The following is a 14,342-nucleotide window of genomic DNA, read 5'->3' as shown; positions in this document are numbered from 1 at the left end:
AACTACCGAATGAAATTCTTTTTGATTTTGAAAATTTGTCATATAAAATAATTTCAAATTATGGCAATAGCAATTATCACCAAAGAAGACCTTCAGCAGTTTAAAATTGAACTGCTCGAAAGTATCGAAAACTTACTTCAAGGAAAGAAGACAGAAGAGAAATTATGGCTTCGAACTTCTGAAGTCAAGGAGCTTTTAAAAATATCTTCAGGAACCTTACAAAACCTGAGAATTAACGGAACCTTGTCGTACAGTAAAATAGGAGGGACGCTATATTACAATTATAAAGACATCCAGAAACTACTGATGGATTTTAAACATTAATTGTAATTCAGTAATTATGAAGCAGTCTAAAAATATCATCAGTTTTTTTGAACGTGTCATTGAGGATGACCGTTTAAATCCCTCTCATATCAGTATGTACGTTTCTCTTTTCCAGTTATGGAGTTTAAACCGGTTTCAAAATCCTTTTCGTATTTGCCGAGAAGAAGTAATGAAGTTGGGTAAAATTAAATCGATTGCTACTTACCATAAATGCATTAGAGAGCTTTACGAGGCGGAATTTATTATTTATTTACCCAGTTACGATTCCTACAAAGGCAGTTTGATTGAAATTATTGATTTTGAAAGTGAACAAGCAGATAGAAATAGATTATTAATAAATCGAAAATTATTATCAAAAGTGGAGATTTCTTTTTCTGTACCGATGAGGTATGAAGTTGAATTATATTTTAACGAACGTGATTTGCCTTCTACAACTGCAGATCAATTTTATTCTTCGTATCAATCTACAAATTGGAAATTGAGTAATAATAAACCCATGAAATACTGGCAAGCGGCTGCGAGGAATTGGATTTCTAAATTGAATAAAGCTCAAGATCATTCAGGATAATCAGATGAACTAGTAATTTAAAAGATAGCATCAAATGAAACGCATAGATCCTAAAACACCGATTTGGCAGTTAACCGTTGAAGAATTCTTAGAAGTTTCCCAAAATCTCAATTCTTATAAAAAGTATGAATACGGTTTGAAAGGATTGGCGAAGGTTCTTGGATGCTCTGTGTCAAAGGCTTCGGAAGTAAAATCTTCAGGTATTTTAAATGATGCCATCATCCAAAACGGAAATATTATCATCATCGATATAGAAAGAGCATTGGAACTTTTTGGAAAAAAATAAGCATGTATTATCTTGAACTCATTCAACGGTTTTGGCAATTTAACAAAGAAAATCAAGTAGGTTCGACGGCAATCTCAATGTATCTCTACCTTTTGAAAACTAGTAATGACACCAATCGTTATGATTTCAATATTTCGGATGTTGAAATTAGTAAGCAGTTAGGATTGACAAGAAAAACGGTAAAGTCGACAAAAGAGAAACTAAGGAGTTTAGGTTTAATTCAATATCAAACTAAAAATGGTTCTCCTGGGTCTTACAGATTGATTTTAGATTATCCTTTATTGATTACTCACTCTAAAGCTTCGGAAAAGCAACGAAAGGGAAGAGAGACTATTTCTCCAAAAACTGAACAATTAGAAATTCCATTGCAGATTGTTTTACCGATTCAAGAGGCTGGCGAAAACATTCCCAAAATTGTCAATCAAAACATTAAACCTCAATTTTTAAAAGTATCAAGCCCAATCAGCGATGATAAAAGGATTCCTACAATTGAAGAGTTCATTAAATATGCTCAAACATTAGAAAGTTATGATTCCCAATTAGATTTCAGCATTAAAGAAAAATATGAAAATTGGATCAATAATAACTGGAAAAATAGTTCAGACCGGCCGATTACCAATTGGAAGTCTTCATTGAAAAGCACTTTGCCTTTTATGAAAAGCGCCACGATCAATACAATACCATCAATTCCAAATATAAAGCGCACTAAGTTTTCAATTGATTAGTAAGAAAGTGAAAAATAGGTAATAAACTACAAAACAAAACCTAAAAAACGATTATGAACAATCCAGAAAAGGATTTGAAATTAATCCGCAAGGAATTTGAAACAAAAGACGAGAGATTTCCCGACAGAATTAGACTGGGAAATAATTTCGTGGACGATTTTATTTTTGAAAATAGTGAGGCGGCAGATATTCCGATTAATGCACTACGGGTGATTTTCAATATCGTTTCAATTATTAGTAATGAGCAATTTCGACCAGAAGACCGTCCGAAACAACTGACTTTATTCGATGAAGAATTTGAAACCGAAAACAACACTTTTGCTTCTATAAAAATTAGGAACAGTAAAATCTCGCCAAGTGGTTCTACAAAACAAGTCGTAGATGCGTATGAGTTTTTGGCTAAATATAAAATGAGCTGGTACAAATCACTAAATTCAAAAGGTAGAGAAATTAAGACTTTTGGCGGACTTATTTCTACGCCAAGTTACGACCACAGAGGATATACTTCATTTTTGATAAGCAGTTATTGGTTGAAAAAACTAATGGTCATTCCTGAATATAATTACATCCTTTACAATTTGGTGTACAACATCAAAAATAATAAACATATCATTTTTGCAATATGGCTTTCTAAATTACCTGAAAACGGAACGGTTTTAAAGCTTTCTACCTTGAATAAGAAATTCAAGTTGAATTATAAAACAGCCAATGATTTTTGCTTTAAATTTTTAAAATCTGTGAGAATCAGCCTTGATAAGTTCAATAATTTGTCTTTCAATTATAAATGCGAAAGAGATCATATTTACATCATTCCTTATCATACCAAAACGATTTTGGATGATACTTTATCCATAGATGCACAAGATCGATTGGAAATTACCCGAAGATTAATATATTTCAGAAAAAGGTATGGTTTACATGAAAGTGAAATGCTTCAGTTTTCACATCAATACAGAAACATTCCGCAAACTAGAGCGTTAATCGACCAATCTTTCAAAGAGTTTGTCAGGACTAACCGATTAAATGGAATTAAATCTACAAATTTTCAGGGAAAAATGTTTTTGAATGAAATTCAGGAAATAATAATCGAAAAGTACAGAAATACAAAAATGGGAGAGTTGATTCCGAATGGTTATCCAATTATTATTTGAATTCGGATTTGCACTCATTTCATTTCGGAATTGCACTCATTCAGAATTCGGAATTGCACTCGCTGAAGTTAAGGAAATGTTAAAATAAATGGAAATAGGAACAAGTTTTCGGAATTGCACTCCTTTCAAAATTTCAAAATCATTCTAACTATGGATAATGATATGAAATTACGACTAACTGCGATTATTGCAGAAAAAAAAATATTTCTATTCGGAATTGCACTCATTCCAAAACAGGTGAATTTTCGGATTTGTACTCATTTCAGTTTCGGATTTGCACTCATCCTTGATTCGGAATTGCACTCATTTCAAATCCTTGTTAAATGACTTGTCACAAGGTGTTTCAGGTATTCATTAAAAGTGTATTTAAAAGTAATTAAAAGTCTTTTTTTATTAAAAAGGAAAATGTGGATTAAAAATTTGCTTTAAAAAAGAAAAAAAATGAATTGCGAAAAAATAAAAAACAAAGTAAGTATAAGAATGGTTTTAGAATCATTCAATCTTTTTCCGGTAAAGGAAAACCAACGGACTGCATTTTATTTTGCTTTGGATAGAGTAGAGGTAGTTCCGAGCTTTTCAGTTGATTTTGTAAAAAATGCAGGATTTGATTTCGGAACAGGAAAAAGTTATGATGTTATTTCGATTGTTCAGCAAATTAACAAATGTTCAGTTTCTGAAGCTTTGAAATATCTTTCGGAATTCAATTTTTGTGGTCCAGAAAAGGATTTTAAAAATGAAAAAACGAAGAAAAATTATCAAATTCTTGAAGTAAATGAGATTAAACATCCAGCATTAATTAAATACTTGAAATCCAGAAAAGTTTTTGAACAAAGTCATTTTGTTAAAGAGATTTATTATGAATTGAATGAGAGAAAGTATTTTGGAATTGGTTTTTATAACAATTCCGGAGGAGTCGAAATCCGAAATAAATATTCTAAAATTTGTCTGGGTAAAAAAGATATTACGTTAATTAAAAATTCAAATCAGAACAATGAAATTTGTGTTTTCGAAGGTTTTTTTGATTACTTAACTTTAAGAAATATTGAGAAATCAGAAAACGTAACATCAGATTATTTGATATTGAACTCTACTGCAATGCTTTTTAAAGCTGATGACATATTGAAAAATTATGATAGAATTTCGCTTTTCTTGGACAATGATCCAAATGGAGAAATCACAAAAAAAATCATTCAGCAGAAATATCAAAATGTGGAAGATTGTTCTTTGTTGTATTGTGATTTTAAGGATTTTAGTGAGTGGTTTTGTTCAAACAGTGCATTTCCATAATGACATTCATCAAAAAAAAATATAACAAGTTTTACTTTTAGCTAATTGTAATTATCCCCAAATAACAGAGCTTTTAAAAACTAATATTTAACCAAACTTTCCGTTGTTCAATAATGCAGAGTACTGTTGAAAACATATTTTTAGCGTCCCATAATTTTATTTATGTTAAGTATAATATTTTTGTCATCTTTTTACATGGTATCGTTTACCAATTGTCCCGATCGAAAATTGATATTTACTATCCCTGTCATAATTTCTGAAAAAACCAAATTTCATATCAAGATCAGTAGACTCTGCAGCACCACCATATCCATCATTGCAATTAACTTTAATAGCAATATTTGTTAGATTATTTCCTTCAAATTTCACATCCGAATAGTTAAATGTGATATTTTGTTTAGAAAGGTTTATTTGTGCATTATTTAGTGAATCTAAATTCCAATTCTTTTTAATTATCAGTACAATGTTTTTTTTATTACCAGCGCTATTTGAGTTAGTGTGATAAAACTTACTAGTACATGAAAGTAAAAAGAAAGGAAGCATATAATACTTTATCTTATCCATATATCGTCTTTTTCAACTGGGTTATTGTGGTTTTTCATAAAACGCCAAATCATCTCATTGAATAACTTGTATTTTTCATTATTCGAAACTTCCTTACCTTCAATATATGTTTTATAATTGAACGAACTATTTGAAAGCATATCGTTTTTACTTGGATTTTCTGCTATCTGTTTTAAGACTTTAAGATACTTTTTTCGGGACAGTAGTTTTATTCTTGAAGGAATAAGAGAACTGGTTTCATCAATGTTTTTTATTTCGACTGCTTCAAAACTATAATCTCGATCGTCAGAAGATATTTTTAATATTAATCCTGGTAATTTTTTAAATTTATATGGACCCTCATTAATAGGTATATCTAGAGCATACCAAGCGGTGTATTTTCTACCTCTGAATTCCATTGTTGCAGATTTACATAGATGCCCCAAAATTGATAAAGTGTCTTTCTTCAAATCCCAGTTAATAACCACGTCATCTTTGTAAGCATAATATTCATCTAATTTAATGTAATTGATAACTGTATTATGCTGTAGGTTATTGTAAATTGTATAAGCAGTTTTTAATTTATTCAATATTTGACTATTATCGAGTTTTTGATTAACCTCATTATTGTTAAATGAAACATATAATGGCGCATAATAATAACTTTCAAAATTAATAATGTCTAGAAAATGAACATCCTTTTCAATCTTATTTAAGTTCAAAGTATCCGGTCTCATTTCAATTTCATACACAATCCTCATTTTTTGGCTTAAAAGATAATTTGAGATAAAAAATAAGATTAATAAATAGGTTAATTTCTTCACTATTATTATTATTTTAAAATAAAAAAAACTGATTTAAATATCTATCTAGAAGGATAAGGCTGTTACAGTTAGTATTTCTATAACAGCCTGTGCATTATACTCTTTCTTTAGCACCAATAACTTCAAATAATAAATTTAATTTTTCTTTTGTTTCAACATCAACATTGAAAATATTTTTCAAATAAATTGCTCTTTCAGATTGAAACTGTAGGTAATTTTTTGATTTTAGGTTTGTTACCATATTTACCAAAGAACTATAAGCTTGAATAGCATTTTCATTTTTGCTTTCGGATAGAATATTGGCTAATAATTTTGTTTTTTTGTATTGTGTCTCATTCATTGAAACTACTGCTAATTGTTCTTCTTCTTCTCCTTCTTTGCTGCATGTACATTTAAACCAGTTACAAGAACAAGAACAAGATCCGGAACCACTGCAACTAGTGAAGGTGCAATCAGCACGACAAAGCACACCTAAATCCATTGCTTTTGAAAATTCAGGAAATGGTGACGAATTATTCATATTTTTAGCGCTAAGTGTAGAATGCAAACCTAAACCTAAAATAAATAAAAATGAAATTAATAATTTTTTCATGATATTAAAATTTAAAAATACACCTACTTAGTTTATCAAAAATTCACGCTGAATTTTTTTTTGATTTTCATTATAATGGGGCAGGTGTTCGGTTTTGTCCTACCCATTTTGAATATTATTAACAGTATCTTTGTTGTCAAAGCGTTTCGTCTGTTTTCCTTTTGTCAATCGAGATATGTCATTGCAAAAATGATATTGTGATAACGTTCTGTGTAATAAAACAGTCTAAAAAATTGTTATTTTTTAGTTGGAAAATATTTGAAGCAAAACTAGCTAGCATTTTTGTCATTTATTTTCTATTTCCAAATATCACAGACTTTACAATTTTATACAAGCAAAGTATCTCGTAATTGATAAATTTCGGCTAATCAAGCTGCTTAATTTGTAAATGACATATTAAAAATGATTCAATTGTATCAAACTGTGCTTGCTTTTATTATCTTAGCAGAGAATAAAACAACACATAACAGACGATTGGTGCAATTGCCTGCCGCAGGCGCAACACAGGCAACTGCACCAATCGTCAACCGTTATCTTTAAGTTTCAAAATCAGGACATTAATTCTAATAGAAATACAGTGATGATAAGGAAAGGCAAAGGAAAAAAAGACCGAATGGTTCCACTATCCAGTAAAATTTTAGAATTATTAAGGGATTATTACAAACAATACCGACCAAAAACCTGGTTGTTCGAAGGTCAAAATATTGGCGAACAATATTCTGAGCAAAGTTTGCAACATGTTTTAAAACAAGCTTTGGTAAAAGCAAATATAAAAAAACCAGTCACTTTGCATTGGTTGCGTCATAGTTACGCCACTCATTTGTTGGAAAGCGGAACTGATTTGCGTTATATTCAAGAATTACTGGGACATAACAGCAGTAGAACAACGGAAATTTACACCCATGTGAGCACAAAGAGTTTACAACAAATCAAAAGTCCCTTTGATGATTTGTGATTTTTCTATTGATTTCATAAAATTGATGAAGTATTACCAAATTTTTCAATATATTTGAAAAACAAATAAGTATCAAGTTTATGATACCAATACACCGTATCTCGGGTGTGTTTGTATCACGCAGTGATACATATAAGAGAGTTAGCAGAAAGTCTATGAAAGCCGTTGTAAAATTAATATTCATATTATTATCAATCCAGAATTATTCTCAAAATACTTCTACTTCATACTGCTTTGAATCTATAGAAAATGACGGGATAAAAACGAAATTACAAATTGAAGTATTTCCAAACCGTAATTACATATGGAAATCTCAAAATTTGAGTTCACCAAATTTTGGTAAAATTGAAAATCAGGAATCTGGAGTTATAATCGAAAGAGATGGTAAATTATATCTTGGAAAAAAGGATTCTGAACCCAACTCAGAATTTCCAATTAAAATGACGAAAACTAAATTGATTATTCTTGGATTAAAAAAAGTGAAAAAATTTTTAAGTAATAAATATGAATACAAGTTGGTTAATGGAATTATATTTAGAAAAAATAATTGTGGAAATAACTAATCATTAAAAGACCTTCTGCTAACACGGTATTTCTATTAGCGGGGCGGAAGTTCCTATCATCAAGATTTTCGTTAATTGTTCAATTCGTTATATTTACAAAGACTTGTTATAAAAAGTCCCCGCCAACAGAAATACCCAAACGTTAGCAGAAATGCCATACAAACAATCGCCCATTTTCAAAACATGAAAAAATTTAATATTTTAAACGATGAAATTTGCCTGTCCTGTTTTAATTTTGCTACTTTTATTGTCCTGTCAGAAACATATAAAATTTGATAAAAATTTATGGAATAGCGATGATACTGATGATAAGATAAGTTATGATTTAAGATATGAAATGCTAGATGACTTATTAGCGAACTACAGGTTAAAAGGTAAAAATATTCAGGAAATTGAAAAAATTATTGGAAAGATTAATGAAAAAGGAAATGACGATCAGAAAACACAAGATGCTCTAATTTATACAGTTTTAATAAAATGGCGCGGAATTGATCCCGTACAATACAAATATTTAAATCTTCATTTCAACAAGCAAAAAATTATTGATAGTGTATTTATATCTGAAAGAGAAGTAGATTAGAATTAAAGAATAATGGATATAGGCACTTCTGCTAACACAGTATTTCTATTAGCGGGTCGGAAGTTTATATCATAACGATTTTCGCTAATTGTTCAATTTGTTATATTTACAAAGACTTGTTATAAAAAGTCCCCGCCAACAGAAATACCCAACCGTTATCTACAATCCCCCCTATACCCCCGAATTGACTTCTCAAGCTAACGTTTGGTGCGTATAGAAAATATTTTCTAATTTTATTAAGCTCTTTGCAAGGCCGATTTTAAAATTGTTGCGTAATAGCACGGGTGCAATCCTGGTTGAGATGTATGTGATGACTTCAGTGGCGGTCTAATTGATTAGAACCCCGTTCAGAATATTTTTTTTGCCTAAAGAACATCTCCTTAGAGTATTTTTAATCATTAATTTTTGAAAATATGAATGAGAACAAAATTTCAATGGAAATTATCAATTCAAATGCTGCAGGAATTGATATTGGTAGCCGATCTCACTGGGTTGCGGTTGGCCAAAAAGAGGAAGATATTAAAGAGTTTGGTGTTTTTAATGAGGACTTAAAAAATCTCTCAAATTGGCTCAAAGAAAAAGACATTCAAACCGTTGCAATGGAAAGTACAGGAACTTATTGGCAAGCACTTTATGCTATTTTATTGGCTGATGGATTCCAAGTGATTTTGTGTAATGGCAAATTCACTAAGAATATTAAAGGCAGAAAAACAGATGTTCAAGATTGTCAATGGATTCAAAAACTACACAGTATAGGCCTTTTAACAGGTAGTTTCCTTCCAGATGAAATTACAGAGAAGCTCAGAACCTACTGTCGTCATCGTGCAAATTTATTAGATTCTGCAGCAAGCACTTCAAAAAATGCAAAAATATTTACGGTTATTAAACCTTCGATTAGATGTTGTTGTTAATGACATCTGTGGTTTAACTGGATTACTCATCATTCATGCGATTTGCAACGGAGAAAAAGATCCTTTAAAATTAGCCGAATTAAGACACGGTAATTGCAGAAAAACAGAAGAAGAAATTTCAAAAGCACTTCATACTAATGGTAGAGAAGATTATTTATTTGCCCTCAATCAAGAGCTTGAGATGTATGAAGTCTTGCAAAGTAAAATTGTACAATGCGATGTAGAAATTGAGAAAATCTTAAACTCAACAATCGGAAAAGACGACAATAAAAGACAGCATCACATTGAACCTAAAAAACACAAAAAAATTAATAAAAACACTCCTAAAAATATCGACTTAAATTTAATGGCCTATCAATATTTTGAAGGTGTAGATTTACTGGCAATAGAAGGAGTTTCCTATTCAACCGTACTTTCAATAATGAGTGAAGTTGGATTAGAGGGTATCAAGAAGTTCCCGACTGCAAAACACTTTGCAAGCTGGTTGAGACTGACCCCAAACAATAAAATAAGTGGTGGTAAAATACTTTCTAATAGGATCCCAAAAGGAAGTAACCGTTTAAAAATCGCTTTAAGAAATGCAGCAAATGCGATTGGTAATCTAAAAGACTCAACACCATTATCGGATTTTTTCAAGCGAATCAATTTTAGAAAAGGTCGAGTATCTGCAATCTCAGCAACTGCAAGGAAATTAGCAATCATCATTTGGAATATGGTCGTTAAAAATCAAGCTTATGTCAATCCGGAAGGCTACTTATTTTTGGATGAAAAAAGAAAACTAGGCTTAGTAAAAAGGATTCAAAAACAAATTACTAAATTTGGTTTGACTAATGAAGAAATTAATTTCGCAACTAATTGATTGTGAGCAAAAAAGAAAAACGTTAGTCAGAATTATAGAACACCGTTTAAATGAAATTTAAGTTTATAATATTAATATTTCCAATTATCCTCATAAATTGTAAGAATGAAATTAAAAAGAAAGAAAATTGGCAAAATTTCATTGTGGATAAAAATATAAATAAGAATAAAGTTTTTAAACAATTATCTTCTCAAAATGAGATTCAAATGATGATTGATTCAGAATCTCCAAAAACAAAGAAAACCACTAAAATTATTTATGATGAAAGTGATGAATTTGTCTGCAATCCAATGTACTGGAAAGGTTTTGATACTTTAAATATAAATATTGTTTATCATTCTGGATTTACATCGAGTGGATTTAATATCAGAGTTAACAAAAAAAATTATGATATTTATCCGTTTTCCGCAGATGACGTAATTACGGATTACGAGAAACCTTCGAAATTTAAAAATCCTAAACAAAAATTAATTTTAAATAAATCTTCTTACAAACCAAATGACAGCATTTATGGTTATGTCGAATTTGAAAAAATAGAATATGATAATTTTGGAAATATAATTCCACATAAAGGAAAAGGTTATTTCAGAGGAAAAATTGAAGACTATAAATAACTGCAGATAACAGCGGTTTTGCAATAGCGCGGGATTTTCGCCAGGTTTAAAGATTTTAGATATTCCGAAGTTTAGTTAATAATAGAAAGATTTTATATATTAAGCCGCACCATCGCAAAGCCGCAAAACGTTAGCGGTAATCCCCCCTATACCCCCGAATTGACTTCTCAAGCTAACGTTTGGTGCGTATAGAAAATATTTTCTAATTTTATTAAGCTCTTTGCAAGGCCGATTTTAAAATTGTTGCGTAATAGCACGGGTGCAATCCTGGTTGAGATGTATGTGATGACTTCAGTGGCGGTCTAATTGATTAGAACCCCGTTCAGAATATTTTTTTTGCCTAAAGAACATCTCCTTAGAGTATTTTTAATCATTAATTTTTGAAAATATGAATGAGAACAAAATTTCAATGGAAATTATCAATTCAAATGCTGCAGGAATTGATATTGGTAGCCGATCTCACTGGGTTGCGGTTGGCCAAAAGAGGAAGATATTAAAGAGTTTGGTGTTTTAATGAGGACTTAAAAATCTCTCAAATTGGCTCAAAGAAAAGACATTCAAACCGTTGCAATGGAAAGTACAGGAACTTATTGGCAAGCACTTTATGCTATTTTATTGGCTGATGGATTCCAAGTGATTTTGTGTAATGGCAAATTCACTAAGAATATTAAAGGCAGAAAAACAGATGTTCAAGATTGTCAATGGATTCAAAACTACACAGTATAGGCCTTTTAACAGGTAGTTTCCTTCCAGATGAAATTACAGAGAAGCTCAGAACCTACTGTCGTCATCGTGCAAATTTATTAGATTCTGCAGCAAGCACTTCAAAAAATGCAAAAATATTTACGGTTATTAAACCTTCGATTAGATGTTGTTGTTAATGACATCTGTGGTTTAACTGGATTACTCATCATTCATGCGATTTGCAACGGAGAAAAAGATCCTTTAAAATTAGCCGAATTAAGACACGGTAATTGCAGAAAAACAGAAGAAGAAATTTCAAAAGCACTTCATACTAATGGTAGAGAAGATTATTTATTTGCCCTCAATCAAGAGCTTGAGATGTATGAAGTCTTGCAAAGTAAAATTGTACAATGCGATGTAGAAATTGAGAAAATCTTAAACTCAACAATCGGAAAAGACGACAATAAAAGACAGCATCACATTGAACCTAAAAAACACAAAAAAATTAATAAAAACACTCCTAAAAATATCGACTTAAATTTAATGGCCTATCAATATTTTGAAGGTGTAGATTTACTGGCAATAGAAGGAGTTTCCTATTCAACCGTACTTTCAATAATGAGTGAAGTTGGATTAGAGGGTATCAAGAAGTTCCCGACTGCAAAACACTTTGCAAGCTGGTTGAGACTGACCCCAAACAATAAAATAAGTGGTGGTAAAATACTTTCTAATAGGATCCCAAAAGGAAGTAACCGTTTAAAAATCGCTTTAAGAAATGCAGCAAATGCGATTGGTAATCTAAAAGACTCAACACCATTATCGGATTTTTTCAAGCGAATCAATTTTAGAAAAGGTCGAGTATCTGCAATCTCAGCAACTGCAAGGAAATTAGCAATCATCATTTGGAATATGGTCGTTAAAAATCAAGCTTATGTCAATCCGGAAGGCTACTTATTTTTGGATGAAAAAAGAAAACTAGGCTTAGTAAAAAGGATTCAAAAACAAATTACTAAATTTGGTTTGACTAATGAAGAAATTAATTTCGCAACTAATTGATTGTGAGCAAAAAAGAAAAACGTTAGTCAGAATAATATGATCAAAGCACCGAAACAAAATATATCTGCCAAGAAAGCGACCGCCTTACTAAAAGACGGAAGTAAATTGTTCGATTTATGTATTGAAGGTGAATTAAAAATTGAAAGCACGGAAAAGTGGAATAAACAATTAGTTATGGAAAATTGTTTAATTGAATATTTTTCAGGAAGTGTCACACAATTTGAAAAACAAGTACAATTTATAAACTGCAATTTCAAAAATTGCCAATTCGTTTTTACGTACTTTTTAGGCGGACTTACAATTGAGAATTGCACTTTTGACAATTATCTAGACTTTCAAGCAGGCGGACATAATCAGAAAGGAAATTCAATAATTATAGCAAATAATGATTTTAAAGGATTTGTGAACTTTTTTGATTGCATTTATGAGGATGATGTGATTATAGAAAATAATAAATTCCAAAAAGGCACAAACTTATTAGGGAAACCTTTCAATATTCCTGTGACTTTTAGCATTAAACCATTTATAGATAAAAACGTTGGACAACTTGATGCAAACGATGAAGGAGAAACTAGGTAATACAATGGATAATTATGAAAAATATTACTACCGCTAACAAGGTATTTATACAAGCGGGTATGAAGTTTTCATCGAAGATTTCAGCGATTAATTAAGATTTTAGCAAGTAGAAAGTTTTCGTATTTTTATCCCGCCTGCATAAATACCCAACCGTTGGTGGCAATCCCCCCTATACCCCCGAATTGACTTCTCAAGCTAACGTTTGGTGCGTATAGAAAATATTTTCTAATTTTATTAAGCTCTTTGCAAGGCCGATTTTAAAATTGTTGCGTAATAGCACGGGTGCAATCCTGGTTGAGATGTATGTGATGACTTCAGTGGCGGTCTAATTGATTAGAACCCCGTTCAGAATATTTTTTTTGCCTAAAGAACATCTCCTTAGAGTATTTTTAATCATTAATTTTTGAAAATATGAATGAGAACAAAATTTCAATGGAAATTATCAATTCAAATGCTGCAGGAATTGATATTGGTAGCCGATCTCACTGGGTTGCGGTTGGCCAAAAAGAGGAAGATATTAAAGAGTTTGGTGTTTTTAATGAGGACTTAAAAAATCTCTCAAATTGGCTCAAAGAAAAAGACATTCAAACCGTTGCAATGGAAAGTACAGGAACTTATTGGCAAGCACTTTATGCTATTTTATTGGCTGATGGATTCCAAGTGATTTTGTGTAATGGCAAATTCACTAAGAATATTAAAGGCAGAAAAACAGATGTTCAAGATTGTCAATGGATTCAAAAACTACACAGTATAGGCCTTTTAACAGGTAGTTTCCTTCCAGATGAAATTACAGAGAAGCTCAGAACCTACTGTCGTCATCGTGCAAATTTATTAGATTCTGCAGCAAGCACTTCAAAAAAATGCAAAATATTTACGGTTATTAAACCTTCGATTAGATGTTGTTGTTAATGACATCTGTGGTTTAACTGGATTACTCATCATTCATGCGATTTGCAACGGAGAAAAGATCCTTTAAAATTAGCCGAATTAAGACACGGTAATTGCAGAAAAACAGAAGAAGAAATTTCAAAAGCACTTCATACTAATGGTAGAGAAGATTATTTATTTGCCCTCAATCAAGAGCTTGAGATGTATGAAGTCTTGCAAAGTAAAATTGTACAATGCGATGTAGAAATTGAGAAAATCTTAAACTCAACAATCGGAAAAGACGACAATAAAAGACAGCATCACATTGAACCTAAAAAACACAAAAAATTAATAAAACACTCCTAAAAATATCG

At 31.0% G+C, this 14,342-nt stretch carries 22 protein-coding genes; 19 read left to right on the top strand and 3 right to left on the bottom strand.

Translation table 11 applies throughout. The annotated features are described in order from the left end of the window. Window positions 1-60: 60 nt before the first annotated feature. The 6 genes from Q73A0000_RS05855 to Q73A0000_RS05830 all read left to right on the top strand — a co-directional run bounded on the left by Q73A0000_RS05855 (window position 61) and on the right by Q73A0000_RS05830 (window position 4,341). On the top strand, window positions 61-324 hold the full coding sequence (locus Q73A0000_RS05855) for a helix-turn-helix domain-containing protein (RefSeq protein ID WP_193813146.1): 264 nt from the start codon (window positions 61-63) through the stop codon (window positions 322-324). Window positions 325-340: 16 nt separating this feature from the next. Then, window positions 341-892 (top strand): hypothetical protein, encoded by a 552-nt coding sequence (locus Q73A0000_RS05850; protein ID WP_193813145.1) that lies wholly within the window; start codon window positions 341-343, stop codon window positions 890-892. 34 nt (window positions 893-926) lie between these two features. Continuing rightward, entirely contained in the window at window positions 927-1,178 is a 252-nt protein-coding gene (locus Q73A0000_RS05845; protein WP_193813143.1) for a DUF3853 family protein, read from the top strand. 2 nt (window positions 1,179-1,180) lie between these two features. Continuing rightward, complete coding sequence (locus Q73A0000_RS05840) at window positions 1,181-1,903, top strand: hypothetical protein (RefSeq protein WP_193813141.1); 723 nt, start codon at window positions 1,181-1,183, stop codon at window positions 1,901-1,903. Between the two features lie 53 nt (window positions 1,904-1,956). Further along, window positions 1,957-3,054 (top strand): hypothetical protein, encoded by a 1,098-nt coding sequence (locus Q73A0000_RS05835; RefSeq protein ID WP_193813129.1) that lies wholly within the window; start codon window positions 1,957-1,959, stop codon window positions 3,052-3,054. Between the two features lie 441 nt (window positions 3,055-3,495). Continuing rightward, entirely contained in the window at window positions 3,496-4,341 is an 846-nt protein-coding gene (locus tag Q73A0000_RS05830; RefSeq protein ID WP_193813127.1) for a toprim domain-containing protein, read from the top strand. Between the two features lie 183 nt (window positions 4,342-4,524). On the opposite strand, the gene Q73A0000_RS05825 is transcribed toward Q73A0000_RS05830, so the two are convergent. The 3 genes from Q73A0000_RS05825 to Q73A0000_RS05815 form a co-directional block, all read right to left on the bottom strand. Continuing rightward, entirely contained in the window at window positions 4,525-4,905 is a 381-nt protein-coding gene (locus Q73A0000_RS05825; protein WP_193813126.1) for a hypothetical protein, read from the bottom strand. After that, window positions 4,893-5,708 (bottom strand): GLPGLI family protein, encoded by an 816-nt coding sequence (locus Q73A0000_RS05820; RefSeq protein ID WP_193813125.1) that lies wholly within the window; start codon window positions 5,706-5,708, stop codon window positions 4,893-4,895. The genes Q73A0000_RS05825 and Q73A0000_RS05820 overlap by 13 nt, the downstream gene beginning before the upstream one ends. 94 nt (window positions 5,709-5,802) lie before the next feature. Continuing rightward, window positions 5,803-6,300, bottom strand: coding sequence for a hypothetical protein (locus Q73A0000_RS05815; protein WP_193813124.1), 498 nt, complete (start codon window positions 6,298-6,300; stop codon window positions 5,803-5,805). Window positions 6,301-6,702: 402 nt separating this feature from the next. Here Q73A0000_RS05815 and Q73A0000_RS05810 point away from each other — a divergent pair, with 402 nt between their 5' ends. The 13 genes from Q73A0000_RS05810 (at window position 6,703) to Q73A0000_RS16980 (ending at window position 14,334) form a co-directional block, all read left to right on the top strand. After that, a complete protein-coding gene (locus Q73A0000_RS05810; RefSeq protein ID WP_193813122.1) occupies window positions 6,703-6,840 on the top strand; it encodes a hypothetical protein in 138 nt (45 codons plus the stop codon). Window positions 6,841-6,880: 40 nt separating this feature from the next. After that, window positions 6,881-7,255 (top strand): tyrosine-type recombinase/integrase, encoded by a 375-nt coding sequence (locus Q73A0000_RS05805; protein ID WP_193813120.1) that lies wholly within the window; start codon window positions 6,881-6,883, stop codon window positions 7,253-7,255. An 80-nt stretch (window positions 7,256-7,335) separates the two neighbouring features. Next, window positions 7,336-7,818, top strand: coding sequence for a hypothetical protein (locus Q73A0000_RS05800; RefSeq protein ID WP_193813119.1), 483 nt, complete (start codon window positions 7,336-7,338; stop codon window positions 7,816-7,818). Window positions 7,819-8,026: 208 nt separating this feature from the next. Continuing rightward, window positions 8,027-8,398 (top strand): hypothetical protein, encoded by a 372-nt coding sequence (locus Q73A0000_RS05795; protein ID WP_193813118.1) that lies wholly within the window; start codon window positions 8,027-8,029, stop codon window positions 8,396-8,398. A gap of 413 nt (window positions 8,399-8,811) precedes the next feature. Next, on the top strand, window positions 8,812-9,309 hold the full coding sequence (locus Q73A0000_RS16995) for an IS110 family transposase (protein WP_244140824.1): 498 nt from the start codon (window positions 8,812-8,814) through the stop codon (window positions 9,307-9,309). Beyond that, window positions 9,260-10,168: a transposase gene (locus Q73A0000_RS05790; RefSeq protein ID WP_244140822.1), complete on the top strand. Its 909-nt coding sequence runs from the start codon at window positions 9,260-9,262 to the stop codon at window positions 10,166-10,168. Before Q73A0000_RS16995 ends, Q73A0000_RS05790 begins: the two co-directional genes overlap by 50 nt. 206 nt (window positions 10,169-10,374) lie before the next feature. Beyond that, entirely contained in the window at window positions 10,375-10,782 is a 408-nt protein-coding gene (locus tag Q73A0000_RS05785; RefSeq protein WP_208458804.1) for a hypothetical protein, read from the top strand. Window positions 10,783-11,170: 388 nt separating this feature from the next. Continuing rightward, window positions 11,171-11,296: a hypothetical protein gene (locus tag Q73A0000_RS17080; protein WP_262892928.1), complete on the top strand. Its 126-nt coding sequence runs from the start codon at window positions 11,171-11,173 to the stop codon at window positions 11,294-11,296. Between the two features lie 23 nt (window positions 11,297-11,319). After that, complete coding sequence (locus Q73A0000_RS16990; RefSeq protein ID WP_244140823.1) at window positions 11,320-11,508, top strand: IS110 family transposase; 189 nt, start codon at window positions 11,320-11,322, stop codon at window positions 11,506-11,508. 105 nt (window positions 11,509-11,613) lie between these two features. Then, window positions 11,614-12,522: a transposase gene (locus Q73A0000_RS05780; RefSeq protein ID WP_244140822.1), complete on the top strand. Its 909-nt coding sequence runs from the start codon at window positions 11,614-11,616 to the stop codon at window positions 12,520-12,522. 105 nt (window positions 12,523-12,627) lie between these two features. Next, window positions 12,628-13,101 carry a hypothetical protein gene (locus tag Q73A0000_RS05775; RefSeq protein ID WP_193813116.1) on the top strand — a complete coding sequence of 158 codons (474 nt, stop codon included), beginning with the start codon at window positions 12,628-12,630 and terminating at the stop codon, window positions 13,099-13,101. A gap of 411 nt (window positions 13,102-13,512) precedes the next feature. Further along, a complete protein-coding gene (locus Q73A0000_RS16985) occupies window positions 13,513-14,010 on the top strand; it encodes an IS110 family transposase (RefSeq protein WP_244140797.1) in 498 nt (165 codons plus the stop codon). Window positions 14,011-14,052: 42 nt separating this feature from the next. Then, window positions 14,053-14,334: a hypothetical protein gene (locus tag Q73A0000_RS16980; RefSeq protein ID WP_244140821.1), complete on the top strand. Its 282-nt coding sequence runs from the start codon at window positions 14,053-14,055 to the stop codon at window positions 14,332-14,334. The last annotated feature ends 8 nt before the right edge of the window (window positions 14,335-14,342 follow it).

The organism is Kaistella flava (ex Peng et al. 2021) (assembly GCF_015191005.1).
Lineage (GTDB): Bacteria > Bacteroidota > Bacteroidia > Flavobacteriales > Weeksellaceae > Kaistella > Kaistella flava.
Note: the sequence above shows the minus strand (reverse complement) of the source record. Positions and strands in the feature narration are given on the sequence as shown.